At 71.8% G+C, this 26,380-nt stretch carries 24 protein-coding genes; 10 read left to right on the top strand and 14 right to left on the bottom strand.

The annotated features are described in order from the left end of the window. The first annotated feature begins 150 nt into the window (after positions 1-150). Positions 151-1,344, top strand: a complete 1,194-nt coding sequence (locus tag O3597_RS01015) for a pyridoxal phosphate-dependent aminotransferase (RefSeq protein ID WP_281603019.1) — start codon at positions 151-153, stop codon at positions 1,342-1,344. Between the two features lie 11 nt (positions 1,345-1,355). Here O3597_RS01015 and O3597_RS01010 read toward each other — a convergent pair whose 3' ends face one another. The 8 genes from O3597_RS01010 to O3597_RS00975 all read right to left on the bottom strand — a co-directional run bounded on the left by O3597_RS01010 (position 1,356) and on the right by O3597_RS00975 (position 8,012). Then, positions 1,356-2,450 carry a hypothetical protein gene (locus O3597_RS01010; protein WP_164447848.1) on the bottom strand — a complete coding sequence of 365 codons (1,095 nt, stop codon included), beginning with the start codon at positions 2,448-2,450 and terminating at the stop codon, positions 1,356-1,358. Between the two features lie 126 nt (positions 2,451-2,576). Continuing rightward, on the bottom strand, positions 2,577-3,929 hold the full coding sequence (gene glmM / locus O3597_RS01005) for a phosphoglucosamine mutase (protein ID WP_281603018.1): 1,353 nt from the start codon (positions 3,927-3,929) through the stop codon (positions 2,577-2,579). A 134-nt stretch (positions 3,930-4,063) separates the two neighbouring features. Then, positions 4,064-4,528, bottom strand: coding sequence for a 30S ribosomal protein S9 (rpsI, locus tag O3597_RS01000; RefSeq protein WP_018784602.1), 465 nt, complete (start codon positions 4,526-4,528; stop codon positions 4,064-4,066). Positions 4,529-4,548: 20 nt separating this feature from the next. Continuing rightward, positions 4,549-4,992, bottom strand: coding sequence for a 50S ribosomal protein L13 (gene rplM / locus O3597_RS00995; RefSeq protein WP_093411456.1), 444 nt, complete (start codon positions 4,990-4,992; stop codon positions 4,549-4,551). A 209-nt stretch (positions 4,993-5,201) separates the two neighbouring features. Continuing rightward, positions 5,202-6,569 (bottom strand): nitrate/nitrite transporter, encoded by a 1,368-nt coding sequence (locus O3597_RS00990; protein ID WP_281603017.1) that lies wholly within the window; start codon positions 6,567-6,569, stop codon positions 5,202-5,204. A 107-nt stretch (positions 6,570-6,676) separates the two neighbouring features. Then, positions 6,677-6,982, bottom strand: coding sequence for a type II toxin-antitoxin system PemK/MazF family toxin (locus O3597_RS00985; protein WP_216592867.1), 306 nt, complete (start codon positions 6,980-6,982; stop codon positions 6,677-6,679). After that, the gene (locus O3597_RS00980) at positions 6,960-7,217 is read right to left on the bottom strand and encodes a hypothetical protein (RefSeq protein ID WP_210829640.1); all 258 of its coding nucleotides are present in this window, start codon (positions 7,215-7,217) and stop codon (positions 6,960-6,962) included. The genes O3597_RS00985 and O3597_RS00980 overlap by 23 nt, the downstream gene beginning before the upstream one ends. A 102-nt stretch (positions 7,218-7,319) precedes the next feature. Further along, complete coding sequence (locus O3597_RS00975) at positions 7,320-8,012, bottom strand: class I SAM-dependent methyltransferase (protein WP_281603016.1); 693 nt, start codon at positions 8,010-8,012, stop codon at positions 7,320-7,322. 151 nt (positions 8,013-8,163) lie between these two features. On the opposite strand from O3597_RS00975, the gene O3597_RS00970 reads away from it, so the two are divergent. From O3597_RS00970 to O3597_RS00950, 5 genes are read left to right on the top strand one after another with little or no spacing between them, the layout of a single operon-like run. Further along, positions 8,164-10,335, top strand: coding sequence for a molybdopterin oxidoreductase family protein (locus O3597_RS00970; RefSeq protein WP_281603015.1), 2,172 nt, complete (start codon positions 8,164-8,166; stop codon positions 10,333-10,335). Continuing rightward, complete coding sequence (locus tag O3597_RS00965; protein WP_164447855.1) at positions 10,332-11,777, top strand: FAD-dependent oxidoreductase; 1,446 nt, start codon at positions 10,332-10,334, stop codon at positions 11,775-11,777. Before O3597_RS00970 ends, O3597_RS00965 begins: the two co-directional genes overlap by 4 nt. After that, complete coding sequence (gene nirB / locus O3597_RS00960; protein ID WP_281603014.1) at positions 11,774-14,296, top strand: nitrite reductase large subunit NirB; 2,523 nt, start codon at positions 11,774-11,776, stop codon at positions 14,294-14,296. The genes O3597_RS00965 and nirB overlap by 4 nt, the downstream gene beginning before the upstream one ends. Beyond that, complete coding sequence (gene nirD, locus O3597_RS00955; RefSeq protein ID WP_164447857.1) at positions 14,293-14,640, top strand: nitrite reductase small subunit NirD; 348 nt, start codon at positions 14,293-14,295, stop codon at positions 14,638-14,640. The genes nirB and nirD overlap by 4 nt, the downstream gene beginning before the upstream one ends. Further along, positions 14,640-15,728 carry a uroporphyrinogen-III synthase gene (locus O3597_RS00950; protein WP_164447858.1) on the top strand — a complete coding sequence of 363 codons (1,089 nt, stop codon included), beginning with the start codon at positions 14,640-14,642 and terminating at the stop codon, positions 15,726-15,728. Before nirD ends, O3597_RS00950 begins: the two co-directional genes overlap by 1 nt. A 40-nt stretch (positions 15,729-15,768) precedes the next feature. Here O3597_RS00950 and O3597_RS00945 read toward each other — a convergent pair whose 3' ends face one another. From O3597_RS00945 to O3597_RS00930, 4 genes are read right to left on the bottom strand one after another with little or no spacing between them, the layout of a single operon-like run. Then, positions 15,769-16,392, bottom strand: a complete 624-nt coding sequence (locus tag O3597_RS00945; RefSeq protein ID WP_093403661.1) for an ATP/GTP-binding protein — start codon at positions 16,390-16,392, stop codon at positions 15,769-15,771. Further along, a complete protein-coding gene (locus O3597_RS00940; protein ID WP_164447859.1) occupies positions 16,373-16,735 on the bottom strand; it encodes a DUF742 domain-containing protein in 363 nt (120 codons plus the stop codon). The genes O3597_RS00945 and O3597_RS00940 overlap by 20 nt, the downstream gene beginning before the upstream one ends. Positions 16,736-16,777: 42 nt before the next feature. Then, positions 16,778-17,185, bottom strand: a complete 408-nt coding sequence (locus tag O3597_RS00935) for a roadblock/LC7 domain-containing protein (protein WP_099849649.1) — start codon at positions 17,183-17,185, stop codon at positions 16,778-16,780. Then, complete coding sequence (locus O3597_RS00930) at positions 17,182-20,277, bottom strand: sensor histidine kinase (protein WP_281603013.1); 3,096 nt, start codon at positions 20,275-20,277, stop codon at positions 17,182-17,184. The genes O3597_RS00935 and O3597_RS00930 overlap by 4 nt, the downstream gene beginning before the upstream one ends. Positions 20,278-20,722: 445 nt before the next feature. Here O3597_RS00930 and O3597_RS00925 point away from each other — a divergent pair, with 445 nt between their 5' ends. After that, positions 20,723-21,904, top strand: coding sequence for an ABC transporter substrate-binding protein (locus O3597_RS00925; protein WP_164447860.1), 1,182 nt, complete (start codon positions 20,723-20,725; stop codon positions 21,902-21,904). A 144-nt stretch (positions 21,905-22,048) separates the two neighbouring features. On the opposite strand, the gene O3597_RS00920 is transcribed toward O3597_RS00925, so the two are convergent. Next, positions 22,049-22,909, bottom strand: a complete 861-nt coding sequence (locus O3597_RS00920; RefSeq protein WP_164447861.1) for an ABC transporter permease — start codon at positions 22,907-22,909, stop codon at positions 22,049-22,051. A gap of 98 nt (positions 22,910-23,007) precedes the next feature. Beyond that, positions 23,008-24,033, bottom strand: a complete 1,026-nt coding sequence (locus tag O3597_RS00915) for an ABC transporter substrate-binding protein (RefSeq protein WP_164447862.1) — start codon at positions 24,031-24,033, stop codon at positions 23,008-23,010. 268 nt (positions 24,034-24,301) lie between these two features. Here O3597_RS00915 and O3597_RS00910 point away from each other — a divergent pair, with 268 nt between their 5' ends. From O3597_RS00910 to O3597_RS00900, 3 genes are read left to right on the top strand one after another with little or no spacing between them, the layout of a single operon-like run. Continuing rightward, positions 24,302-25,087, top strand: coding sequence for an ABC transporter ATP-binding protein (locus tag O3597_RS00910; protein ID WP_164447863.1), 786 nt, complete (start codon positions 24,302-24,304; stop codon positions 25,085-25,087). A 2-nt stretch (positions 25,088-25,089) separates the two neighbouring features. After that, on the top strand, positions 25,090-26,040 hold the full coding sequence (locus O3597_RS00905) for an LLM class F420-dependent oxidoreductase (protein ID WP_164447942.1): 951 nt from the start codon (positions 25,090-25,092) through the stop codon (positions 26,038-26,040). Further along, positions 26,037-26,366 (top strand): cupin, encoded by a 330-nt coding sequence (locus O3597_RS00900; protein ID WP_281603012.1) that lies wholly within the window; start codon positions 26,037-26,039, stop codon positions 26,364-26,366. The genes O3597_RS00905 and O3597_RS00900 overlap by 4 nt, the downstream gene beginning before the upstream one ends. Positions 26,367-26,380 lie beyond the last annotated feature (14 nt).

The raw sequence follows: 26,380 nt of genomic DNA, 5'->3' as shown, positions 1-26,380 counted from the left end.
GCCTAACCAGTTTCGCTCACGATGTCTGCTCGAAACTGGGTTAAACAATCACTGAACTTGAGCGATCCCGGCGATCGTGGCCATCGGAGCGACAAAGCACGCGCTCGGGTGGCAGGCGGTTCGGCTCGTCACACCCGTACCCTGACGGGCGTGACGAGCCACGATGTCGACCCGCTGGTGGCCCGGATGCGCCCGTTCGGGACGACGATCTTCGCCGAGATGTCCGCTCTCGCCCTGCGTACCGGCGCGGTGAACCTCGGGCAGGGCTTCCCGGACACCGACGGCCCACCCGAGATGCTCGCCGCCGCGACGCAGGCCCTGAACACCGGCCACAACCAGTACCCGCCCGGCCCCGGCATCCCCGAACTACGGGCGGCCGTGGCGGCGCACCAACGCCGCTTCTGGGGCCTGGAGTACGACCCGGACGGCGAGGTGGTGGTGACCGCCGGCGCCACCGAGGCCGTCGCCGCGGCCATCCTCGCCCTCTGCGAACCCGGCGACGAGGTGGTCTGCTTCGAGCCCTACTACGACTCGTACGCCGCCTCGATCGCCCTGGCCGGCGCGACCCGGCGACCGGTGACCCTCCGTCCCGGCGTCGACGGGCGCTACGCCTTCGACCCCGACGACCTGCGGAACGCGTTCAGCGCCCGGACCCGGCTGGTGCTGCTCAACTCGCCACACAACCCGACCGGCAAGGTGTTCACCCCGGACGAGCTGACCCTGGTCGCCGAACTCTGCCAGGAGCACGGCGCGTACGCGGTCACCGACGAGGTGTACGAGCACCTGGCCTTCACCGACGCCACCAGCGGGCACGTACCGCTGGCCACGCTGCCCGGGATGCGTGAGCGCACCCTGCGGATCTCCTCGGCCGGCAAGACCTTCTCCTGCACCGGCTGGAAGGTGGGCTGGGCCAGCGGGCCGGCGGCGCTGGTGTCGGCGCTGCTGCGGGTCAAGCAGTTCCTCACCTACGTCAACGCCGCGCCCCTGCAACCCGCGGTGGCGGTGGCACTCGCCCTGCCCGACGACTACTTCACCGCCTTCCGGGCCGACCTACAGGTCCGCCGCGACCAACTGATCGACGGGCTGACCGCGGCCGGGTTCGACGTGTACACCCCGGAGGGCACGTATTTCGTCACCGCCGACATCACCGCCCTCGGCGGCACCGACGGCGTCGACTTCTGCCGTACGCTGCCCGAGCGGTCCGGCGTGGTGGCGGTACCCACGCAGGTCTTCTACGACGACCCCGAGGCCGGTCGCCGGCTCATCCGGTTCGCCTTCTGCAAACGCCAGGAGGTGCTGGCCGAGGCGGTGACCCGGCTGCGGCGGCTGCCCGAGGTCCGGTGACCGACGCGCCGTCAGCCCGGACCGTGGGCCGGGCGGGTTTCGGTCGGCACCGCGACGACCGGTGACCGTGCGGCTCGGGCCCGCCGCCGCGCCGCCGACCAGGCCAGCACCATCGCCGCGAGGAAGAGCATGGGCGCGAGCTGCGCGAGCTCGGCTGCCGAACGGATGTCGTCGGCGACCGCGAGGTAGCGGGCACGCTCGGCCGCGTCCTGCCACTCCTCAGGGTCCAGCCCGAGGTAGTCGTGCATGAGGACGAGCGCGCCGGCCACCGGCACCGTGACAAGCAGCAGGGGCAGCCGGCCCCGGGTCGACCGGCGTAGCGCGGCCCACCAGGTCAGGGCGGCGAGTGCCAGCGTGCCGACCATGGTGAGCACCGACGCGGTGCCGAAGGTGGGCCACCAGACGTTGCGCCGGTCCAGTTCGTTCGCGGTCGCGCCGTACACGGTCAGCCAGGGCAGCGCGAGGCCGGCGAGCAGCGCCAGGGTGCCGGCCGCGGCAGCGACGATCCGACCGGAGCCCGGCCACCAGCCGGTCAGCACCACCGCGGTGAGGGCCGCCACGGCGAGCACCGCGAACGTCAGCCCGGAGCTTTCGTAGCCGAACCAGATGGCCCCGTAGTCCCGGTCCAGGACGGGCGCCACCTGGCGCACCACCTCAGCCCAGCGGGCGGCGCCCTCGTCCGGCGTCGACGAGAGGCGATAAGCGGCACCGACCAGGACCGTCGACATGGCCAGCAGGGCGCCACCCGCCGCGACCGTGGCGGCCCGTCCCGCGTACCCGGGCAACACCACCGAGGCCACCGTCAGCAGCACCAACGGCCCAACCAGGAGCAGATAGGCCCATCCCCACCCGCCGATATCCGTGACGCTGAGCCCGACTGTGGAGTCCTGGTAGAGGAGCGAGCCGGCCCTGCTGCCCAGTACCTCGATTGTCACCTCGGACCACGGTGTCGCCACGGAGCCGATGATCAGCCCCAGGACAATCAAGATCATGAGCAGCCGGCCCCAGCGGGCCCCGAGCCAGGTCTGCGGTGCGCTGGGCGGCGCCTCGTCCACCGCACTGTCGACGGGTTGCCCGACGAAACCAGGAGACCCTGGGTGGGACACAGTCACCCCCGTGATACGTGGTGTCCGCTCCTACGGCGGCCGGCGGTCATCGTCCCACGGCACCCTACACAGTAGGGGGACGTCCGTCCGACCACGGTGGAGCCGATCACTGGCGGGCGGTCAGGGTCAGGCCGGGCTGGCGGTGCGGACGTGGGCGGCGATGCGCTCGGCGACGTCGCGGGCGGTCTGCTCGGTGGCGGCCTCGACCATCACCCGGACCAGCGGTTCGGTACCCGACGGGCGCAGCAGCACCCGGCCGGTCTCGCCCAGCTCGGCCTCGGCCCGCTCGACCTCGGCGCGTACCGCCGGTGCGGCGGCACCGACGGTGCGGTCACCCACCGGCACGTTGATCAGCACCTGCGGGAGCTTGGTCACCACACTGGCGAGATCCGCCAGCGTACGGCCGGTGGCGGCCATCCGGGCCATCAGGTGCAGTCCGGTCAGCACCCCGTCCCCGGTGGTGGCGTACGCCGGCATCACGATGTGCCCGCTCTGCTCGCCGCCGAGGGCCAGCCCGGAGGCGCGCAGTTCCTCCAGCACGTACCGGTCACCGACCTTGGTCTCGACCAGTCGGATGCCCGCCGCGGACATGGCCAGGCGCAGACCGAGGTTGCTCATCACGGTGGCGACCAGGGTGTCACCGGTCAGCGTGCCGGCCTCCCGCATGGCCAGCGCCAGGATCGCCATCACCTGGTCGCCGTCGACCTCCTCGCCGTCGGCGCTCACCGCCACGCACCGGTCGGCGTCACCGTCGTGGGCGATGCCGAGATGCGCCCCGTGCTCCACCACCGCCTGGCGCAGCGCCTCGATGTGGTTGGAGCCGCACTCGTCGTTGATGTTGAGCCCGTCCGGCTCGGCGTTGATCGCGATCACCTCGGCGCCGGCCTCCCGGTAGACCGCCGGGGCCACCTCGGCGGCGGCGCCGTTGGCGCAGTCGACCACGACCTTGATCCCGTCGAGACGGTGGGGCGCCGTCCCGGCGACGTGCTGCACGTAATGGCTCGCGCCGTCGAGCAGGTCGTGCACCCGGCCCACCCCCGCGCCGACCGGGCGCGCCCAGGCGGTGGTGGCGTTGGCCTCGATGGCCGCCTCGATCCGCATCTCGATCTCGTCGGGCAGCTTGTGCCCGCCGGCGGCGAACAGCTTGATCCCGTTGTCCGGCATCGGGTTGTGCGAGGCCGACAGCATCACGCCGAGGTCCGCCTTGGTCTCCGCGGTGAGAAACGCCACCGCCGGGGTGGGCAGCACGCCGACCCTGATCACCGTCGCGCCCGCGCTGGTCAGGCCGGCCACCACGGCAGCCTCGAGCATCTCGCCGCTGGCCCGGGTGTCCCGGCCCACCACGGCCAGTGGAGCGCGGCCACGATCCGACTCGGCGAGGGTGTGGGCGGCCGCGACGGCCACCGAGAGTGCCAACTCCGGGGTGAGGTCGGCGTTCGCCCGCCCGCGTACGCCGTCCGTGCCGAACAACCGGCCCATACCCACAAACCTCCGATGAACTGCCGATGCTAGGAGAAACGCCTTGTCGTGCGGCAACGGAAACGGCCGGCCCACCTCCCCGTCGAGGGGAGGCGGACCGGCCGTCCGTCAGAAGTACAAGGTGCGGCTGGAAATCAGCGCTTCGAGTACTGGGGAGCCTTACGGGCCTTCTTGAGGCCGTACTTCTTGCTCTCCTTGACCCGGGCGTCCCGGGTCAGGAAGCCGGCCTTCTTCAGCGCCGGGCGGTCGTCGGGCTCGCTGACGATCAGCGCCCGGGCGATGGCCAGCCGCAGCGCACCGGCCTGGCCGGTGGTGCCGCCGCCGCGCAGGTTGGCGATGACGTCGAACGCCTCGGGCTTCTCGGCGGTCACCAGCGGATCCTTGATCAGCTGCTGGTGCACCTTGCTCGGGAAGTACGCCTCCAGGTCACGCCCGTTGCAAGTGATCTTGCCGGTGCCCGGCACGATGCGCACCCGGACGATGGCCTCCTTGCGCCGACCCACGGTCTGGATCGGGCGGTCACCACGAGGCGCGCGCGCGACGGGCGCCGGCGCCTCGGTGGCCTCAGGGGCGACCTCGGTGGCGGTGATGTCGGTCATGCTGCTTCCTTCGCCCGCGCTCACTGCGCGATCTGCTTGATCTCGAACGGCACCGGCTGCTGCGCGCCGTGCGGGTGCTCGGCACCGGCGTAGACCTTCAGCTTCTTGATGAGCTGACGGCCGAGCTTGTTGTGCGGGAGCATCCCCTTCACCGCCAGCTCGATGGCCCGCTCGGGGCGCTTGGCCAGCAGCTCCTCGTAGCCGACCTGCTTCAGGCCACCCGGGTAACCGGAGTGCCGGTAAGCGATCTTCTGCTGGCGCTTGTTGCCGGTCAGCGCGACCTTGCCCGCGTTCACGACGACGACGAAGTCGCCCGTGTCGACGTGCGGCGCGAAAGTCGGCTTGTGCTTGCCCCGCAGCAGCGTGGCGGCGTGGGTGGCCAGGCGGCCCAGCACGACATCAGAGGCGTCGATGACGTGCCACTGACGCTCGATCTCACCCGGCTTCGGGCTGTACGTACGCACAGGTCTACCTTGTCTCGTCGTCGGTCTGGGGTAGCGCGCCGAGGTGACCAGGACATCCCAGCCGGACCAGCGCGCACGAACGACCAAGCGTACCTCAGGCGGCACGCCCACAGATGTCGTACAACAGCAGGCAACGATACCCGCAGCCCCGCCGGCCGGTCAAAACGGGGTCCGACCGGCGGGGCGCGCGGAGGCCGGCATGACGACCGTCACACCCCGGCGCGCGCCATCCGACTGCCGGGACGCAGGTACGCGACCCAGGTGATCACGAGCAGCACCAGGAAGAATCCGACATAGAAGCGCAGCGCCGGCTGGATGCCACCGTAGGTCGACCGGGCCCAGGCGTAACAGATCGGCACCAGGAAACCGCCGAAGGCACCGACCGCGGAGATGATGCCCAGAGCACCGGCGGCCTGCCGGCGCATCGCCAGCATGATCTCCGGCGTGCCGCCCCGCTCCTCGCCCTTGACCTGGAAGATCCTGCTGATCATCCGGTAGGTCGAGCCGTTGCCCACGCCGGTGGCCACGAAGAGCAGCAGGAACGCCACGAAGAACAGACCCATGTTGCGCTGCTCGACCGACCAGAGCGCGCCCAGGGCACCGACCGCCATCAGCACGAAGCTGGCCACCGTGACCCGGGCCCCGCCGACGATGTCGGACAGCCGGCCGCCGAAGGGCCGGCAGAGCGAGCCCACCCCCGCGCCGAGGAACGCCCAGGCCAGTGCGACGTCCGGCCGGCCGAACACCGAGTTGAGCAGGGTGGGGAAGGCCGCCGAATAGCCGATGAACGAGCCGAAGGTGCCGATGTACAGCAGCGACATGATCCAGGTGTCGCGGTGCCGCAGCGACGACCAGACCGGCCCCACGTCGGCCTTCGCCTCGACCAGGTTGTCCATGAACAGGTACGCGCAGACCGCCGCGATCACCGCCAGCGGGATGTACATCAGACCGGCCCGGGCCAGCGCGAGCCCGCCGCCCAGCACGATCACCTGGGGCACCACGAACTGCACGACGGCCACCCCGATGTTGCCGCCGGCGGCGTTGAGCCCCAACGCCCACCCCTTCTCCCGCTCCGGATAGAAGAAGGAGATGTTGGCCATGCTGGAGGCGAAGTTGCCACCGCCGAACCCGGCCGTGGCGGCGATCAGCAGCAACGACACGAAGCCGATCTCCGGATGCTCGACCGCCCAGGCCAGCCCGGCGCAGGGCACGATCAGCAGCAGCGCGGAGATGACGGTCCAGTTGCGACCGCCGAAGACCGGTACGGCAAAGGTGTACGGCAGTCGCAGCAGCGCGCCGACCCCGCTGGGCACGGCGGTCAACCAGAGCGCCTGACTGGTGGTCAGCTGCCATCCGGCGTCGCCGAGCCGGACGACGACGATGCTCCAGAGCAACCACACGGAGAAGCCGATGTGCTCCGCGAAGATCGACCAGATCAGGTTGCGTTGGGCGACACCGCGACCGATCCGCCGCCAGAAGGCCGGATCCTCCGGTGCCCAGTGCCCGATCCACCGACCTGGTCGGCGGTCCAGGCTCTCCTCTTCGATTACCGTCGGCTGCTCGCTCGTGGTGGTCATGCCGCAGAAGCTAGGGAGCCGCCGTTACCGCGGCGTTCGCCGTTCGGGTCGGCCCGGCAACGGGGATCGCACCACGTGCCGACGACGGCGGTGAGGAACGGGTCGGCTCAGAGCTGCTGGAGGATGCGCAACGCCCGGTCCACCCGGCGCATCGTCTCCGCGTCGGCGACGTCCACGCACTCGGTGAACCACTTCTTCATCGGCGAGGAGATCCGGTCCGGCATCACCACCCGGTCGCCCATCGACACCGCCAGCGGCGAGTCGCGCAGCAGCGCCGTCTCCACCACCTCCGTCACGATCACGATGGGCACCGCCGTGGAGTTGTAGACATCGGAACTGATCACCAGACCGAGGCGCTCCCGGGCCCCTTCGATCCGCCAGACCTCGCCCCTACGCAGCACGCGGTGGACCACCGAAGAGCAGGTCGTCGACCATGCCGACCTCCTGGGCATCGGCCAGCGAGGCGGATTCCAGGTCCAGCCCGGCCCGGCCGACCGCGGCGGCGTGCGCGGCGAAGACCTCGCGCAACGCCTTCTCCCGGGCCGCCTGGTCCATCCAGGCGGAGAGCGAGAGCCCTTCCCGCTTGGCGAACCGCCGGGCATCCGCGATCGTGTCGTCGGCGAACGACAGAGTCACCTTGGCTGTCATTCCAGCAGACTACCCGCTGGTATGACTACTAGTCATCCCCGAAGTGTTCCTCGCCGCCGGAGCCCACAGCCGAACATGTATCTGCGACCTCGTGGCGCCGGTTCAGCCCAGGGCGCGGCCGCCGATGACGGCGAAGCGCCACGCCTTGAAGAAGCAGTCGACGTCCGCCAGGCCCGCCTCGGTCAACCAGCGGCACTGCTCCGTCACCGGGGCGGGGCGGTCGTAGGCCATTCGTCGCTCGGCGGCGGCGACCTCGGCGGCGTCGGAACCGAGCGCCGCGACCTGCGTCAGCCAGGCGTCGTGGTAACGCCGGTCCAGTTCGGGGGTCGGGCCGGCCACCTGCTCGGCGTTGGCGAAGACTCCGCCGGGCACCAACGCCGCGGCCGCCCGACGGTAGAGGTCGCGCTTGGCGGGGTCGTCCAGGTGGTGGATGGCCAGCGCGCTGACCACCGCGTCGTACCGCCCGGCCGGCAGTGGATCGACCAGGTCGGCCACCACCACCCGATGCGCGACGCCCCGGCCGGCCAACCGCTCGGCGGCGACGGCCAGCATCTGCGGCGCGGCGTCCACCAGGGTCAGCCGCACGCCGGGCACGGCGGCGGAGAGCAGCGACGACAGGAGGCCGGTCCCGGCGCCGAGATCGAGCACCTCGGGCGTACGCCCCGCTGCCAGGGCGGCCCGCAACGGTGGCGCGGCCACCTCGACGGCCGTGGTGTAGAACGCGTCGAAGCAGGGCACGAGGCTGCGGCGGGCGGCGTCGTAGCCATCCGCCGCCGTCGAACGCCTGAGCGACACTCATGCCATCCTCCCACAATCCAGGATATCCGTTCCACATTGTAGACCTCGCGAGCCATCCCCCAGCCGAGGTGCGGTGTGAGCGGCTCTTGACAGGACCGAAACAAACGGGACGCGGACCGGAAACTGCCCAACGGCACGCTTTGCCGACATGACAGACGGTGCACGGCCGGCGACGCGACCGGGGCGCGAGCCCCGCGAGGTGGCGACCCACTGCCCGTACTGCGCCCTCCAGTGCGGAATGGTCCTGCGCGAGGAGGACGACGCGGTAAGCGTGCTACCTCGCCAGTTCCCCACCAACCGGGGCGGTCTCTGCCAGAAGGGCTGGACCGCGCCGGAGCTGCTCAGCCATCCGGAACGGTTGACCAGTCCCCTGCTGCGCGACCCGGCCACCGGCGAGCTGCGCCCGGCCACCTGGGAAGCCGCGCTGGACCGGATCACCACCGGCCTTCGCGACGTGCAGGAGCAGCACGGCCGCGACGCGGTCGCCGTCTTCGGCGGCGGTGGGCTCACCAACGAGAAGGCGTACGCGTTGGGTCGGTTCGCCCGGGTGGCACTGCGCACCCGGCACATCGACTACAACGGACGGTTCTGCATGTCCTCGGCCGCGGCCGCCGGCATGCGCGCCTTCGGCGTGGACCGGGGGCTGCCGTTCCCGCTGTCCGACCTGGGTCGGGCCGACACGCTGCTGCTGGTCGGCGCGAACCCGGCGGAGACCATGCCGCCGCTGGTGCGCTGGCTGACCGAGCATCGGGAGCGGGGCGGCAAGCTGATCGTGATCGACCCACGGGTGACCGCCACCGCCCGGCAGGCCGACCTGCACCTGCAACCGCTGCCCGGCACCGACCTGGCGGTGGCCAACGCGCTGCTGCACATCGCCCTGACCGAGGGTTACGTCGACGGTGACTACGTCGCCACCCGTACCACCGGGTTCACCGCGGTGCGCCGCACCGTGGCGGGCTGGTGGCCGGCCCGCGCCGAAGCGCTCTCCGGGGTGCCCGTGGCCGATTTGGAGGAGACCGCGCGAGCCCTCGGCACCGCCGCGCGGGCGATCATCCTCACCGCCCGCGGCGCCGAGCAGCACGCCAAGGGCGTCGACACCGTCACCGGCTTCGTCAACCTCGCCCTCGCGCTCGGTCTGCCCGGCCGCCCCGGCTCCGGCTACGGCTGCCTGACCGGGCAGGGCAACGGCCAGGGTGGCCGGGAGCACGGGCAGAAGGCCGACCAGCTTCCCGGGTACCGCAAGATCGACGACCTGGAGGCCCGCGCCCACGTCGCGCGGGTCTGGGGGGTGCCCGCCGACGAGCTGCCCGGGCCGGGCGTGCCGGCGTATCAGCTGCTCGACTCGCTCGGCACCGACCAGGGGCCACGGGCGCTGCTGGTGTTCGGCTCGAACCCGGTGGTCTCCGCACCCCGGGCCGCCCGGGTCGAGGGCCGCCTGCGCGACCTGGACCTGCTTGTCGTCGCCGACTTCCTGCTCTCCGAGACGGCGGCGCTGGCCGACGTGGTGCTGCCCACCGCCCAGTGGGCCGAGGAGGACGGCACGATGACCAACCTGGAAGGACGGGTGCTGCGCCGCCGGGCGCTGCGTCCGCCTCCGGCCGGCGTCCGCACCGACCTGGAGATCCTGGCCGCCCTCTCCGCCCGGCTGCGAGGGTCGACACCTGCTGATCGCCCGGCGCGCGAGCGGCCCACCGACTCGACGGCGGACGGCCAACCGAGCGAGGCGAAGGCGGCGGACCCGCGCGTTGTCTTCGCCGAGCTGCGCCGGGCCTCGGCCGGCGGCATCGCCGACTACGCGGGGATCAGCTGGGACCGGATCGACGCCGCGGACGGGGTCTTCTGGCCGTGCCCCGACGACGACGGGCCCGACTCCCCCCGACTGTTCACCGAGCGCTTCGCCACCGCCGACGGGCTGGCCCGGTTCCACCCGGTGGAGCACCGACCGGCGGCCGAGGAGGTGTGCGCCGACTACCCGCTGCACTTCACCACCGGCCGGGTGCTCGCGCAGTACCAGTCCGGCACCCAGACGCGCCGGGTGGCCGCGCTGCGCCGGGCCGCGCCCGAGGCGTTCGTGGAGCTGCATCCGGATCTCGCCGAGCGGCTTGGCGTCACCGACGGCGAGCCGGTACGGGTGCTCTCGCGGCGCGGCGAGTTCCAGGCACCGGCCCGGCTGAGCCCGGGCATCCGGGCGGACACCGTCTTCGCGCCGTTCCACTGGGGCGGGCCGGCACGGGCGAACTCCGTCACCAACGACGCCGTCGACCCGGTCTCCGGGATGCCGGAGTTCAAGATCTGCGCGGTACGGGTGGAGCGGGCATGACCGGGCACAGCGAGCGGGTCGTGGTGGTCGGCAACGGGATGGCCGGCGCCCGGGTGGCGGCGGAACTGCACGCCCGTGGCGAGGACCTGAAGGTGACCGTGCTCGGCGCGGAACCGCACCCCGCGTACAACCGGATCATGCTGTCCACCCTGCTCACCGGCAAGATCGGCGAGTCGGACGTGGAGTTGGCGGAGGTTGCCGGTCGCGGCGTCGACCTGCGCACCGGGGTGACGGTCAGCGCGATCGACCGGGCCACCGGCCAGGTACGCACCGACGACGGCGACCGGATCCCCTACGACCACCTGGTCCTCGCCACCGGCAGCCGGGCGGTGGTGCCCGCGCTGCCCGGGCTCGACCCGGAGCACCTGCCGGAACGGGTGATCCCGTTCCGCACCCTGGACGACTGCCGACGCATCCTCGCCCTCGCCGGCACCGCCCGGCGCGCCCTGGTGCTCGGTGGCGGGCTGCTCGGCCTGGAGGCCGCCCGAGGGCTGGCACTGCGCGGGCTCGACGTGGGCGTGGTGCACCGGGTGCCGTACCTGATGGACCGTCAACTCGATCCGGCCGCCGGTGCCATGCTCGCCGGCACCCTCGCCGCTCTCGGCGTGACCACCCACGTGGCGGTGGAGCCGACCGCGGTACGCGCCGACGCCGCAGGGGTACGGCTGGAGTTGTCCGACGGTCGGTCGCTCGAGGCCGACCTGCTGGTACTCGCCTGCGGCGTACGCCCCGACACCGCCCTCGCCACCGCGGCCGGCCTGGCCGTGGAACGGGGGGTGCTGGTCGACGACCGGCTGCGCACCAGCGACCGGCGGATCTCCGCGATCGGTGACTGCGCGCAGCACGACGGCACGCTCACCGGGTTGGTGGCACCGGCCTGGGCGCAGGCGCGGGTGGTGGCCCAGTTGGTGACCGGGCAGGACCCACAGGCCCGGTACCGGCCGCGACCCGTGGTCACCCGGCTCAAGGCGGCCGGCATCGACCTCGCCGCGATGGGTGACCCGACAGGTGGCCCCGGCGAGGAGTTGACCTTCGCGGACCCGGCCCGAGGTACCTACGCCCGGCTGCGCATTCACGACGAACGGTTGGCCGCCGCGATCCTGCTCGGCGACAACCCCTCGGTCGGCACGGTGATCCAGCTGTTCGACCGGGGCCATCCGGTGCCCACCGACCGGCGGGCGCTGCTGCTCGGCCGCGCCGTCGGCGGGGCGGTCGCGGCACCCGCCGCGTCACCGGCGCTGATGCCGGACGCGGCCACCGTCTGCCAGTGCAACACGGTGAGCAAGGGCGCCCTCGTGCGCTGCTGGCGGGACGGAGCCCGCACGGTCGACGCCGTGGTCGCGGCCACCCGGGCCGGCACCGGTTGCGGCAGCTGCCGCGACGCGGTCGCCGGCATCGTCGACTGGTTGTCCAGAACGGATCCCGTGGAGGTGGGGCGATGACCGGCGGCAACGTGGTCGTCATCGGCAACGGCATGGTCGGCCAGCGGTTCGTGGATGCGCTGCGGGCCCGCGACCCACAGGGACTGTGGCGGGTCACGGTGCTCGCCGAGGAGAGCCGCCCGGCGTACGACCGGGTGCGGCTCTCGGCGTACTTCGACGGTGCCGACGAGCAGGACCTGAACCTGCACACCGCGCACGACGGGGTGGAGTTGCGCCTCGGCGAGCCGGCCACCGGCGTGGACCGGGACCGGCGGGTGGTCACCACGACCACCGGCGAGCACCCGTACGACGTGCTGGTCTTCGCCACCGGGTCGTACCCGTTCGTGCCGCCGGTGCCGGGGTCGGACCTGGCCGGCGTCTTCGTCTACCGCACGCTCGACGACCTCGCGGCCATCCGCCGGTACGCCAAGGACCGCCGCACCGGCGCGGTGATCGGCGGCGGGCTGCTCGGCCTGGAGGCGGCCAACGCGCTGCGCCTGCTCGGGCTGACCACGAGTGTGGTGGAGTTCGCCCCACGGCTGATGCCGGTGCAGGTGGACACCGCCGGTGGCGCGATGCTCCGCCGCTATGTCGAGGACCTGGACGTGGCCTGCCACCTGGGCGTGGCGACCACCGCGCTGCGGTCCGGCGCGGACGGTGCGGTGGCCGCCCTGGAACTCGCCGACGGCGCGGTGCTCGACGCCGACCTGGTGGTGGTGGCCGCCGGCATCCGGCCCCGCGACGAGCTGGCCCGGGCCGCCGGGCTCGACATCGGTCCGCGCGGCGGGGTCCTGGTCGACGCCGCCTGCCGGAGCACGGACGAGCGGATCTACGCGGTCGGCGAGTGCGCGGCGGTCGACGGCACCTGCTACGGCCTGGTCGCCCCCGGTTACGCGATGGCCGAGGTGGTGGCCGACCGGCTGGTCGGTGGCGCCGCCACCTTCCCCGGTGCGGACACCGCCACCAAACTCAAGCTGCTCGGCGTCGACGTCGCCTCCTTCGGCGACGCGCACGGGGCGACGCCCGGCTGCCTGGACGTCACCTGGACCGACCCGGCCGCCCGGGTGTACGCCAAGCTGGTCCTCTCCGACGACGCGTCCACGCTGCTCGGCGGGGTGCTGGTCGGCGACGCCGGCGCGTATCCGACGCTGCGCGCCAGTGTCGGCGGGCCGTTGCCGGCCGCACCGCTGGCCCTGCTGGCCGGCGACGACGCGGTGGGTGCCACGGCCGGCGCGCTGCCCGCGACCGCCCAGGTCTGCTCCTGCAACGCGGTCACCCGGGGGGACATCGACACGGCCATCGCGGACGGCTGCGCCGACGTGGCCGCCCTGAAGGCGTGTACCCGGGCCGGGACGAGCTGCGGTTCCTGCGTACCGATGCTGAAGCAGTTGCTCGACGCGGCCGGCGTGGTCCAGTCGAAGGCGCTCTGCGAGCACTTCGACGTCAGCCGGCAGGAGCTGTTCGACATCGTCCGGGTACGCGGCATCCGGACGTTCTCCCGGCTGATCGCCGAGCACGGCCGGGGACAGGGCTGCGACATCTGCAAACCGGTGGTCGCCTCGATCCTCGCCTCGCTCGGTAACGGCCACATCCTCGACGGCGAGCAGGCCTCGTTGCAGGACACCAACGACCACTTCCTGGCCAATCTGCAACGCGACGGCAGCTACTCGGTGGTGCCCCGGATACCGGGCGGGGAGATCACCCCGGAGAAGCTGATCGTCATCGGCGAGGTGGCCCGCGACTTCAACCTCTACACGAAGATCACCGGTGGGCAGCGGATCGACCTGTTCGGCGCCCGGGTCGACCAGCTACCGCAGATCTGGCGTCGGCTGGTGGACGCCGGGTTCGAGTCCGGGCACGCGTACGGCAAGGCGCTGCGCACGGTGAAGTCCTGCGTCGGCTCAACCTGGTGCCGCTACGGCGTGCAGGACTCGGTCGGCCTGGCCGTCGCCCTGGAGCTGCGCTATCGAGGTCTCCGCGCCCCACACAAGATCAAATCTGCGGTCTCCGGCTGCGCCCGGGAATGCGCCGAGGCCCGCAGCAAGGACTTCGGTGTGATCGCCACGGAAACCGGCTGGAACCTCTACGTCGGCGGCAACGGTGGCTTCCGGCCCCGGCACGCCGACCTGTTCGCCACCGACCTGTCCACCGAGGCGCTGGTCACCCTGATCGACAGGTTCCTGATGTACTACATCCGCACCGCCGACCGGCTGCAACGCACCGCCGCCTGGATCGAGGCGATGGACGGCGGCTTGGACCACCTCCGAGCGGTGATCGTGGACGACTCGCTCGGCCTCTGCGCCGAACTCGACGCCGCGATGGCCCGGCACGTGGTGTCGTACTCGGACGAGTGGCGCGACGTGCTGTCCGACGCGGACCGGCTGCGCCGGTTCACCTCGTTCGTCAACGCGCCGGAGGTCCCCGACCCGTCGATCACCTTCGTCACCGAGCGCGGACAACCGGTACCCGTCGGTGGGCATGCGTCCGAGGCGCAGGGCCGTCAACCGGTCGCGCTCGGCCTTCCGGAGGTGCGCCGATGACCGCCGCGACGGCACTGGGCTGGGTCACCGTCTGCCCGTTGGATCGCCTGGACCGGGACCGGGGCGTCGCCGCCCTGGTCGCCGGGGTGCAGGTGGCGATCTTCCGGACCGCGGACGGGCTGTACGCGATCGACAACCTCGACCCGGTCTCCGGGGCGTACGTGCTGTCCCGCGGCATCGTGGGCAGTCGGGGCGAGGTGCCGACGGTCGCGTCGCCGCTGCACAAGCAGGTGTACGACCTGCGCACGGGGGATTGTCTCGACCTGCCGGGCGTTTCGGTCGCTCGGCACCAGATCCGTTGCCACAACGGCATGGTCGAGGTGCGGCTGCGACAGGAGGGCTGATGCGCGAGGAACTGGCCGGCTTCACCATCGGGGTGACCGCCGACCGGCGGCGGGACGAGCTCGCCGCGCTGCTCCAACGGCGGGGTGCGCGGGTGGTGCTCGCTCCCGCCCTGCGGATCGTGCCGCTCGCGGACGACACCGAGCTGCGCGAGGCCACCCGTGCCTGCCTGGAACGGCCGCCCGACATCCTGATGGCCAACACCGGCATCGGAATGCGTGGCTGGCTGGAGGCTGCCGAGGGCTGGGGGCTCGCGGAGCCGCTGCGCGGGATCCTCGGTGACGCGTACGTGGTGGCCCGGGGGCCCAAGGCTCGGGGGGCGATCCGGGCGGCCGGTCTGTTCGACCAGTGGTCACCGGCCTCGGAGAGCTGCGACGAGGTGGTCGATCACCTACGTCGACGGGGGGTGTCCGGTCAGGTGATCGCCATGCAGCTGCACGGCGAGCGGCAACCGGAGTGCACCCGCGCGCTGGAGGAGGCCGGCGCCACGGTCATCGAGATCCCGGTCTACCGCTGGGCCCCACCGACCGATCCGGCGCCGCTGCACCGGCTCGTCGACCTGGTGGCGGGGCGGCTGGTCGACGCGGTCACCTTCACCTCGGCACCGGCGGTGGAGGCGCTGCTGCGCGCCTCCGGCGATCGCACCGAGGCGGTGCTGGACGCGCTGCGCACGGACGTGCTGGCCAGCTGCGTCGGACAGGTCACCGCCGAGCCGTTGGTCCGACGCGGGGTGCCGGTGAGCGCGCCGAGCCGGGCTCGGCTCGGCGCGCTGGTCCGCACCATCGTCGACGAACTGCCGCGCCGTACGGTGACCATCAAGGTCGCCGGGCACCTGCTCACCCTGCGCGGTCACGCGGCGGTGGTCGACGGCGAGTTGCGACCGCTGGCCCCGGCGCCGATGGCGGTGCTGCGGGCGCTGGCGCAGACGCCGGGCCGGGTGCTGTCGCGTACCGCCCTGCTGCGGACGCTGCCACGTGGGGCCGACGAGCACGCGGTGGAGATGGCGGTGGCCCGGCTACGGGCCGGCCTGAAGGCGCCACGCGTCGTGCAGACGGTGGTCAAGCGGGGCTACCGCCTCCGCGTCGACTGAGCCCGCCGGCCCGGCCGCGACCGGGCCGGCGGGTCACCGCCTATCCGACCGGGGTCGGGAAGCCGCGGTCGTGCTCGGCCTGCAGCCGTGCCATGGCGTGCTCGACGACGGTCACCAGGACCCGCTTGACCGAATCGCGCTGCCGGGCGTCGGTCATCACCAACGGCACGTCCGGCGAGATGGCCAACGCCTCGCGCACCTCGTCCAACTCGTACTGAGGTGCGCCGTCGAAGCGGTTGAGCGCGACCACGTACGGCAGGTTGCGGTTCTCGAAGTAGTCGAGCGGGGCGAACGCGTCGGTGATCCGGCGGGTGTCCACCAGCACCGCGGCGCCCACCGCACCTCGGATGATCTCGTCCCACATGAACCAGAACCGGGTCTGCCCAGGCGTGCCGAAGAGGTACAGGATCAGATCCTGCGCCATGGTGATCCGGCCGAAGTCCATGGCGACCGTGGTGGTCTCCTTGCCCGGCACCTTGGACGGGTCGTCGATGCCGACGCCGGCCGAGGTCATCACCGCCTCGGTGGTCAGCGGTGTGATCTCGGAGATCGCACCGACAAGCGTGGTCTTGCCGACACCGAAGCCACCCGCGACGACGATCTTCGCGGAGATGATTCCCCGGCTCTGGCGGGCCCCGGCGGGGTCATAGCTCGCGAAGTCCACTCAGCACCCTTCCCAGCATTTCCATCCGCTCCTCGTAACCTGTGGCGGGAGCGGCCGTCTGTAGCGTCAGCAGGCCCTCGGCCACCATGTCGGCGACCAGCACCCGGGCGACACCCAGCGGTAGCCGGGTGTACGCGGCGATCTCCGCCAGCGACTCGGGCCGGCCCTCGCAGACCGTGGCGATGCGATGCTTGTCGTGCCCGGCGAAACGTGATTCGGCGATCTGCGTGGGGCTGGCCACCAACACCGCTTCCAGGGCGATGTCCTGCAACGGCTCGGTCCTGCCCCGGGTGACCGCGTACGGCCGCACCAGCGCACCCCGTGGGTCACGCTGCCGATCCATCCGCGATCACCTCCTCCGCCTTCCGCCGGTCCGGTGCACCCGTTACGACCGCACCGCGTCCCGGGGCAGCGGTACCAACGCCGCACCGACCCGTTCCACAAGCAGTGCCATCTCGTAGCCCACCTGGCCGACGTCGCAGCTACGCGCCGCGAGCACCGCCATCGACGACCCGTCACTGATGGACATCAGGAACAGGTAGCCACTGTCCATCTCGATAACTGTCTGCAGGACCCCGCCGGCGCTGAACATCCGGGCGGCCCCCTCGGTCAGGCTCACCACGCCGGAGGTGATCGCGGCGAGCTGATCCGCCCGATCCGTCGGCAGGTCCCGGGAGGAGGCGAGCAACAGCCCGTCCGCGGACACCGCCACGACGTGGGCGATGCCGGCCACGCTGTCGGCGAAGTTGCTGAGCAGCCAACCCATGTCCTGTATGGCCGCTGGCCTGTTCATCGGCTCGTCTCCTTGATCGAGGTGCTGTTCTGACTCGCTCCAGCCGTCCGACCACGCTGGACACCACGGTGGTACGCCGACAGCAGACCGCGTACTTCGTCGGGGGTCCGGCGGCCGTGCTCACGCCCGCGCGGCTCGATGCCACCGGGCACGAGCTGTGCCTGGGGCACCCGCTTGGGCAGCCCCGACCGGGTCGTGCCGGCGGGAGTGGGCTCGGCCGCCCGGCTGGCCCGTGACCAGCCCTCGTCGGCCGCCGTCCGCCAGGCGTCGTCCTCCGGCTGGCCGGTTTCGGGCTGCCGGGTGGACGGCGGTGGCGCGGACGGCGGTGGTGGCGCGGGCGAGGTCGGCGGCGCGCTCGGCGCCGGACCAGCCGTGCTGGCGGACGAGGAAGTGTACGACGGTGGCGGCGCAGGCGTCGCGGCGGCGGCCGCACCCGGCGTGCGGGTGGGCAACGGACTCCGTCCCCTGGTCGGCTCGACAGGTGGCGCCGGTGGGCTGGCGGCCGCCTGCGGGGCTGGTTCGTCGAACTGCGGCCGGCTGAAGATCGTGGTGACGTCGTTGCCGTGCGACCGGAACCAGACCGCCTCCATCTCCCGGAAGATCGGCGAATCGGAGGACTGCTCGGGTGGCACGGTGATCGGGCGCGTCGGGGGTGGTGCGGTGGCGGCCAGGCTGGCACCGAGCCCACGGAAGCCGGAGCCGTCGACATCGCCGCCACCGGGGTGCTGACCGGCGGCCGGCGAGAATCCCGCCGACGCGGTGCCGCCCGCACCCGCGACCGGTCCCACCGGCAGGCCGGGATCGGCGTGCTGGCCGTGGTTGCCGGCGCCTCGGTGCGACAGCGGGTCGAGGGTGGGCTGCGCGACCGTCGGCGAACCCGCGTTGAACCCGTTGAAGGCCGGCGGCGGCGTACGGGTCGGCGGCGGGTCGGCGGGGGCCGCCTCCGTTCCCGGCCAGGGCGTGCCGGCGCCCGTGCCGTTGTGCCACCGGTCGACCAGGGTCGCGGTGGTGCTGCGCCCGGTGACGCCGGCCGGATCGCCGCGGCCGACCGACGCGAGCGGGTTCTGCTCGACCGCGAGCGGCTGCCGGGGTCGGGTGATCGCCTGGTCGCGACCGCGCAGGCTGGGCAGCACCACGGTGGCGGCGGGCAGGGTGACCTGCGCGACAGTGCCGCCCTCGACGTTGCGACGCAGCTCGACCCGGATGCCGTAGCGGGCCGCGAGCCGGCTCACCACCGCCAGACCCATCAGGCGGAACGCCGCGACGTCGACTGCGGAGGGCGCGGCGAGCCGGCGGTTGAGCGAGTCCAACTGCTCGTCGGAGAGGCCGAGACCACGGTCCTCGATCTGGATGAGCACGTAGTCCCGGATGCGCCGTCCGTCGGCCACCACGGTGGTGTTGGGCGGCGAGAAGCGGGTGGCGTTGTCGAGCAGCTCGGCCACCAGCCGCACCACGTCGTTCACCGCGTGGGCGGCCACGGACACGTCGGTGTCGACGGTGCCGAACTCGATCCGGTTGTAGAGCTCCACCTCGGACTGCGCGGCCCGCAGCACGTCCACGAGCAGGGCGTCGTCGCGGCGCGGCACGGCCGAGTCGGCCCCGGCCAGCACGAGCAGGTTCTCGTCGTTGCGGCGCATCCGGGTGGCGAGGTGGTCGAGTTCGAAGAGCTGCGCGAGCCGCTTCGGGTCCTCCTCACCGCGCTCGATCGCGTCCAGCTCGCCGATCATGCGGTCGACCAGAGTCTGGCTGCGTCGGGCCAGGTTGAGGAACATCGCCGAGACACTGCTCCGCAGGGCCGCCTGCTCGGCCGCGACCCGGACCGCCTCCCGGTGCACGACGTTGAAGGCCAGGGCGACCTGCCCCACCTCGTCGCGGTTGTTGAGCTGGATCGGGTCACGTACCTCGCGAACGATCTCATCGACGCTGCCGTCGCTGACGTTGCCCATTCCCTGGAGCCGACGCACCGCCTCCGGCAGATCGTGGTTGGCCACCGAGAGCGCGCCCTCGCGCAGCCGACGCAGGGAGTGGTTGAGCGAGCGGGCCAGCACCACGGCCAGGGTCACCGCGATGATCAGGGTGAGCAGCACCAGCGTGGTCTCGACGACGGCCTGCAGGATGACGTCCGAGCGGGCCTGCTCGGCCTGGGCCAGCAGGCGGTTCTGCAGCTCGATCTCGGCCCACCGCATCAGCTCGTTCACCGCGCCGATCGCCGCCGTGGCCTCCTGCGCGGTGAACGGCGCACGCTGGTTGACCGACCTGCTGAGGTCGGTGGCGATCCGGTCGGCCAGCACCACCGCGTCACCGGAGACGGTGCTCTCGACCAGGGCACGCTGCACCGGGTCGGCGGCGAGCGAGAAGGCCACCAGCGCCTCCTGCTGCCCGGTGAGGGTGGCCACGAAGGCGGAGAACTGCTCGTTGTCCAGCCGGCCGGCGCTGAGTGCCGTGAAGGCGACCGCCTCTTCCTCGGCGACGGCCGCCTTCGCCCGAGCGAAGGCGGCGACCGCCCGCCGGGTGTCACCGACCTCCTCGCCGCCGGGGAGCTGGGCCAGCCCGTCGCCGTAGGCGACCAGGTCGTCGAGGACCACGCCGTAGCGCAGCACCGCCTCGGCGACCTCCATCTGCTGGCGGGCGAGCACCTCCTGCCGGGTGCCGTCGAGGGTGTCCAGGTGCGCGTCGATGGCCGCGAGCCGGTCGCGGATCGCCGCGGGTGCGTCGCCGACCCGGGCCCGCTCCGCGCGGTACTCGTCGATCCGCTGCTGGGTCTCGCGGACCCGCAGGTTGTACGCGTCGGCCCGCTGCTGCGGTGCGGCGAGGTAGGCCGCCGCCGCCATCCGTTCGGCGTGCAGGTCGTTCGTCAGCGCGGAAACGTCGATGGACAGCGCCGTGAGGGCGCGGGACTGACTCGCGTCGTAGGCACCTTCGCCGACGGAGACCAGGCGGACCGTGGCCAGTGCGATGACCGCCGCCACCGGGACCACCAGGATCAGCGCCAGCTTGGACCGGATCCGGGCGTCGCGCAGCCGGGGCAGCCGACCGCCGCTCCGCGGCGCGGCGTCACCACTGGCGGGCAGGGTCGTCGGTCCGGTGCTCACGACATCGCCTCCGTCGTTTTCTTCCCGCCAGAACCGCCGACCCGGGCGCCGGGCGACAGCCGGCGCCACGCGCGGCACGGCCGCGATTTCATCAGACGAGATCGTGTTTGGGAAGCCGCAGGAGGGCAGGAAACGGTCGGACGGCACGCAACCCGTGATCCGGTCAACTAATACCTACATTTCCACAGCGCCCCTGAACAGGGCATGTAACTCCAGAGTGGCCACACGTGTCGCCACAGTGAGCATTTGAAAACATTTGGTTACACCAACATGTGGGATCGGTGTCCCGAAACGCCTTCGCTGACCCGCTTGACCGCAGAGCCCGGCATTGGCAAGGTTTTGCAGGCTTCGCGCACACGGTACGGCAGAGCCGTCTCATTATCCACAGAGGACGGATGAGCCGCCGGTGACCGGGCCCCGCCCGTGCCGCATCAGGAGGACCCAGTTGACCCCGTTCCGCTCCGCGACCGCTACGGCGCTCGTGTCGACCCTGCTCGCCACCACCCTCGTCGGCTGCCAGTTCGGCGGGGAGGAGCAGGACACGAGCCCGATCGTGATCGCCGCCGACCTGGAACTCTCCGGCGCCTCGGCCGGGGTCGGCGAGGCGTACCGGCAAGCCCTGGAACTGAAGCGCGATCAGTTGAACGCCTCGGGCGCACTCAACGGCCGTACGGTCGAACTATTGTTCAAGGACAACCGCTCCGACGCCAGTGAGTCACTGCGCAACATCGTCGACTTCAGCAACGATAAGCGGGTCACCGCCATCATCATGGGCGGCTGCAACGAATGCGCCCTCGGTGCGGTGCGCACGGTCAATGAGAACCAGATACCGACCGTGGCACTCGCGGCGGCCGGTGCCGTGGTGAACCCGGTCGCGGAACGCCGCTACATGTTCAAACTGGCCCCGAACGCCGACGACAACGCCGCGGCCCTCACCGTCGAACTGCGCCGCCGCAACATCGACACGGTCGGCCTCCTGCGCAGCGACGACGCCTACGGCCAGGAGGGTGCCGCCGCGCTGCGCCGCGAGTTCGACAAGGTCGACATCCGGGTGCTGGCCGAGGCGTCCGTCCGCGGCACCGACACGGAACTGGACGGGCAGGCCGGCAGGCTGACCGGGGCCGATCCCGACGCCCTGGTCATCTGGACCCCACCGGAGCAGGCGATGCTCGCCGCCAGCGCGGTCGAGCGGGCCGACTACACCGGCGCCCTGTTCCTCGACGCCTCGGCCGCCGGCGACCTCTTCCTCGGCTCGGCCGCCCGGTCGGCCGAACGGGCCACCCTGGTCTTCACCCAGACGATGGTGATCGACGACGTGATCGCCACCACCCCCGCGAAGGCCGCCCGCCGTCAGTGGTTCCAGGACTACACCGCCCGGTACGGCGGCTACCACGGCTCCGCCTCGTTCGCCGCGGACGCGATCCAGCTCATCGCCGACGCGGAGCTGCGGGCTGGCGGCCCCATCGGCGAGGTCGACCGGAAACGCCTGCGCGACGTGCTGGAGACGTCCCAGCTGGACGGCCTGTCCGGTCCGATCCGGATGACGCCGGACAACCACTCCGGGCTGATGCCGCAGGCGCTGACGACCCTGATCGCCCGCAACGGCCGGTGGCGTCTGGCCGGCTGATCGGTCGGTCGCCGGTTGCGGTGGGTGTGGCCGCACCGCAACCGGCTCCGGGCGGTCAGGCTTGATCCCTCCGCCGGTCGCGGTGCGGCCACACCTGCGAACCGGGGGGACGATCGACCGTGATCTCTTGCATGGCTGGTGTGGTCAGCGGCTGGAGGTGGTCTCCCGCAGCCAGGGCAGGCTACGCCGCTCGACGAGCACCAGCGCGGCGTAGAGCACGATGCTGACCAGGGCGACCAGGATGATCGCGGCCCACGCGGTAGCGGTGTCGCCGATGCCGGCGTACTGCTGGATGACGTAACCGAGACCACCCTCACCGGCCTGGAACTCACCGATCACGGCACCGATCGCGGCGAGCGGCATGGCGACCTTGAGGCCCACGAAGATCTGCGGGAGTGCGGCGGGAAAGCGGACCTTGCGGAACGCCTGCCAACGGGAGGCGTTCCAGGACCGCACCAGTTCGGCGAGTTCGGCCGGAGTGGTGGTGAGCCCGGTGGCGGTGGACAGCACGATCGGGAAGAAGCAGAGCAGGAAGACCATGGTGAGGATCGGCTTCTGACCCCAGCCGAGCGCCACCACCAGCAGCGGCCCCAGGGTGATCTTCGGAACGGCGTTGACCGCGACCAGCAGCGGGGTGAACATCCGCTCGACCGTCCGGGAGGCCGCCAGCGCCAGGCCGATCAGCACCCCGGCCACCGCCGAGAGGGCGAAGCCGAGCAGGATCTCGCCGGTGGTGGCGACGGTGTGCTCCAGCAGTCGGGCCGGCCGAGCGGAGAACGCCGTGAGCACGTCACCGGGCGGCGGCAGGGCGGCCGGGTGGATCAGCTCCAGCCGGGCCACCAGCCACCAGCCACCGAGCGCGACCAGCAGCCCGGCGGCCGGTAGCAGCGCGGCCGCGGTACCCGAGCGCAGGCCACCCGCCCGCCACCGTCGGCCACGCGGTGCGGCCGGGGACTGCTCGGGCGCGAGCGTCGCCTCCGGCTGCCGTGGACGGACGTCGGTCATCGGATCCTCCTGCGTTCGGTGCATCGTCATGAGCGGGGAGCGGAGTACGCCGCACCGACGAAGGCGGTGCGGCGTACTCCGTGCGGTACCGAGCGGCCTCAGGCCTTCGGTGCCAGGTTGAAGTCGATGATCTGGTCAGGGGTGAGGTCCGACTTGAGAGCGCCGGCGCCACGCAGGATCGCGATGCTCTTGGCGACCCGGCCGCTGTCCAGCGTGCCCAGTGCCGTGCCGGAGTTGCTGGAACGGACGTAGCCCGCCATCAACTGCAGCTCGGCGGCCGCTGCGGCGGGCACGACCGCCTCGGCGTTCTTGGCCAGGATCTCGGCCGCCTCCTGCGGGTTCGCCAGGGCGTACTCCAGGCCCTTGAGCAGCGCCTCGGTGAACTTCTTGACCTGCTCGGGCTTCTCGGTGGCGTACTGCTTGGAGGTGATCAGCACGTTGCCGTAGAGGTCCTGCATCACGTTGCTGTACGGCAGCAGGACGGCCTTCTTCTTGGTCACCGCCTCGATGGTCGGCTGACCGACGACGAACTGCCCGATGCCGTCGACCGAACCGGAGGCCAGCGTGCCCATCAGGGTCTGCGCCTCGCCGTTGACCCACTTCACCTTGGTGTAGTCGATGCCGGCCATCCGGGCGTAGGTCGGGAAGAGGTTGCGGACCACCGAGCCGGGGGTGTCGGCGAGAGTCTTGCCCTCCAGGTCCTTCGGGGTGGTGATGCCCGTGCCGTCGACGGTGGCGATGGCCGCCATGGTGCGCTGCTGGATCGCGGCCACCGCGACGAAGTCCTTGGCGTCACCGTTGCCGAGCTGGAGCAGTCCACCGGTCAGGTCGATCGGGCCGAAGTGCGCCTGACCGCCGACGACCGTCTGGATCACGGAGCCGGTGCCCTGCCCCGGCTTGATCTCGACGTCGAAGCCGGCGTCCTTGAAGTAGCCCTTCTCCTTGGCCACCCAGGCGTAGGCGTCGCGCCCGAAGTTGCCGAACGAGGTGAGGTAGGTCACCTGCTCCAGGGACGAGCCGACGTCGTTGCCGTCAGCGTCGTCCGAGCCGCTGCTGCACGCGGAGACCAGGGCGAGCGCGGTGGCCATCGTGGCCGCGGCGACCGTACGGGTCAGCCTTCTCATCAGTGCACCTTGTCCTTTCCAACCGGGGCGTCGGGGCCGCCGGAAGGGAGTTGTCGGGGCGGCACCGGCAGCCGGATGGAAGCCGACACCGCGTATCGAGGGGGACTCTCGCGGGCACAGCGTACGAGAACCCCACCTTTGCGACGCCAGGCGTACCGGGTTGCGGAACGGATACAAAGTGATGTCCACCCCGGACGGTGCGATACGGGACCGAGGCCGATAGCCTTTGCCCGTTCCTGACTTTCCACTCAGGGGAGGCCCGTCGGCGATGATCCGACTCTCCGAGGTGTCGCGCACCTTCGACGGCCGCGCCGGCCAGGTCGAGGCGTTGCGCGGCATCGACCTGGACGTCGCCGAGGGTGAGTTCGTCGCGGTACTCGGCCGCTCCGGGTGCGGCAAGTCCACTCTGCTGCGGCTGATCTCCGGCCTGATCCCGGTCACCTCCGGGGAGGTCACCGTCGCCGGCAAACCGGTCACCCGGCCGCGCCGGGACATCGCCATGCTGTTCCAGCGGCCAGCCCTGCTGCCGTGGCGCAGCGTGTTGGACAACGTCCTGCTACCGGTGGAGATCTTCGGCTGGAAGCGGGCCGCCCACCGTGACCGGGCGCGGGACCTGCTCGAGGTGGCCGGGCTGTCCGGCTTCGAGAAGCGGCTGCCGCACGAGTTGTCCGGTGGCATGCAGCAGCGGGTCTCGCTGTGCCGGTCGCTGATCGGCGACCCCCGAGTGATGCTGATGGACGAACCCTTCTCCGCGCTCGACGCGCTCACCCGCGAGGAACTGGCCGGCGAACTCCAGCGGGTGCACATGCGCAACGGCGCGACCGTCGTCTTCGTCACCCATTCCATCGACGAGGCGGTGCTGCTCGCCGACCGGGTGGTGGTGCTGAGCCCACGCCCGGGCCGGGTCCGCAAGGTCGTCGAGGTGACCATCCCGCGCCCGCGCACCCTGGGCCGCAACGCCCATCTGGCCGACGTCGCCCGGGTCAGTGCCGACCTGCACGAACTGCTGATGGAACGCGAACAGCCGGCGGGAGCCGGTACGGAGGGACGATGAACATGCGGGTGGCTGTCTTCACGGAACCGCACCGGGGCGCCACCTACGACGACCAGCTCCGCTTCGCCCGGCTCGCCGAGCAGGGTGGCTTCGACGCCTTCCTCCGAGCCGACCACTACCAGGCCATGGGCGACGAACCGGCCCTACCCGGTCCGACCGACGCCTGGCTGACCCTGGCGGCGCTCGCCCGGGAAACCAACCGGATCCGGCTGGGCACCCTGGTCACCTCGGCGACGTTCCGGCTGCCCGGTCCACTCGCGGTGATGGTGGCTCAGGTCGACCAGATGAGCGGCGGTCGGGTCGAGCTGGGCATCGGCGCCGGCTGGTACGCCCGCGAGCACATCTCGTACGGCATCCCGTTCCCCGGCACCAGCGAACGATTCGACCGGCTCGCCGAACAGCTCGAAGTGATCACCGGGCTGTGGCGCACCCCGTCCGGTGGAACGTTCAGCTACGTCGGGGACCACTACCGGCTCACCGATTCGCCGGCCCTGCCCAAGCCGGTGCAGACCCCGGGCCCGCCGGTGATCGTCGGGGGGCGCGGTCCCAAGCGCACCCCGGAGCTCGCCGCCCGCTACGCCGACGAGTTCAACGTCCCCTTCACCAGCGTCGAACAGGCCCGTGAGGCGTACGAGCGGGTTCAGGAGGCGAGTGAGCGGGTCGACCGCGCCGGCAGCGGGCGCCGGCCGCTGACGCTCTCCGCCGGCATCGTGGTGGCGATCGGGCGTACCGACAGCGAGGCCCGACGGCGAGCGGCGCCGCTGCACGTCAAGAGCGCCCTACCGCCGGAGGATCCGGTGGTCGGCTCACCGCAGCAGCTGGTCGACCGGATCGGCGAGTTCGCCGCGATCGGCACCACCCGGGTGCATCTACGCCTGATCGACCTCACCGACCTGGACCACCTGGAGCTGATCGCCGCCGAGGTGCTCCCCCACATGGACGGAACCCGATGACCGAGCCGACAGCCGACGTTCCCACGCCCGACACCGAAGCCGTGCTCGGCCCGGTCGGACAGGAAGTCGTCTTCGACAACGACCGGGTACGGGTCTGGCACATCCGGCTGGAGCCCGGTGAGCGCCAGCCGCTGCACCGGCACGACCTCCCCTACCTGGTGGTGGCCGTTCAGGGCGCGAAGAACGTCGTGCAGACGGTCGACGGTGTCAAGATCGACGCCGACGAGCCGACCGGCGGGGTGGTCTATCGCGATCCGGGGGCGGTGCACATGCTCACCAACGTCGGCGACACGACATACCTGGCCCGGCTGGTCGAGCTCAAGTAGACCCGCCGCGAGCA

Origin of the sequence: Verrucosispora sp. WMMA2044 (assembly GCF_027497155.1) — a bacterium.
Taxonomy (GTDB): Bacteria; Actinomycetota; Actinomycetes; order Mycobacteriales; family Micromonosporaceae; genus Micromonospora; species Micromonospora palythoicola.
This window is presented reverse-complemented; position numbering and strand designations above follow the sequence as displayed.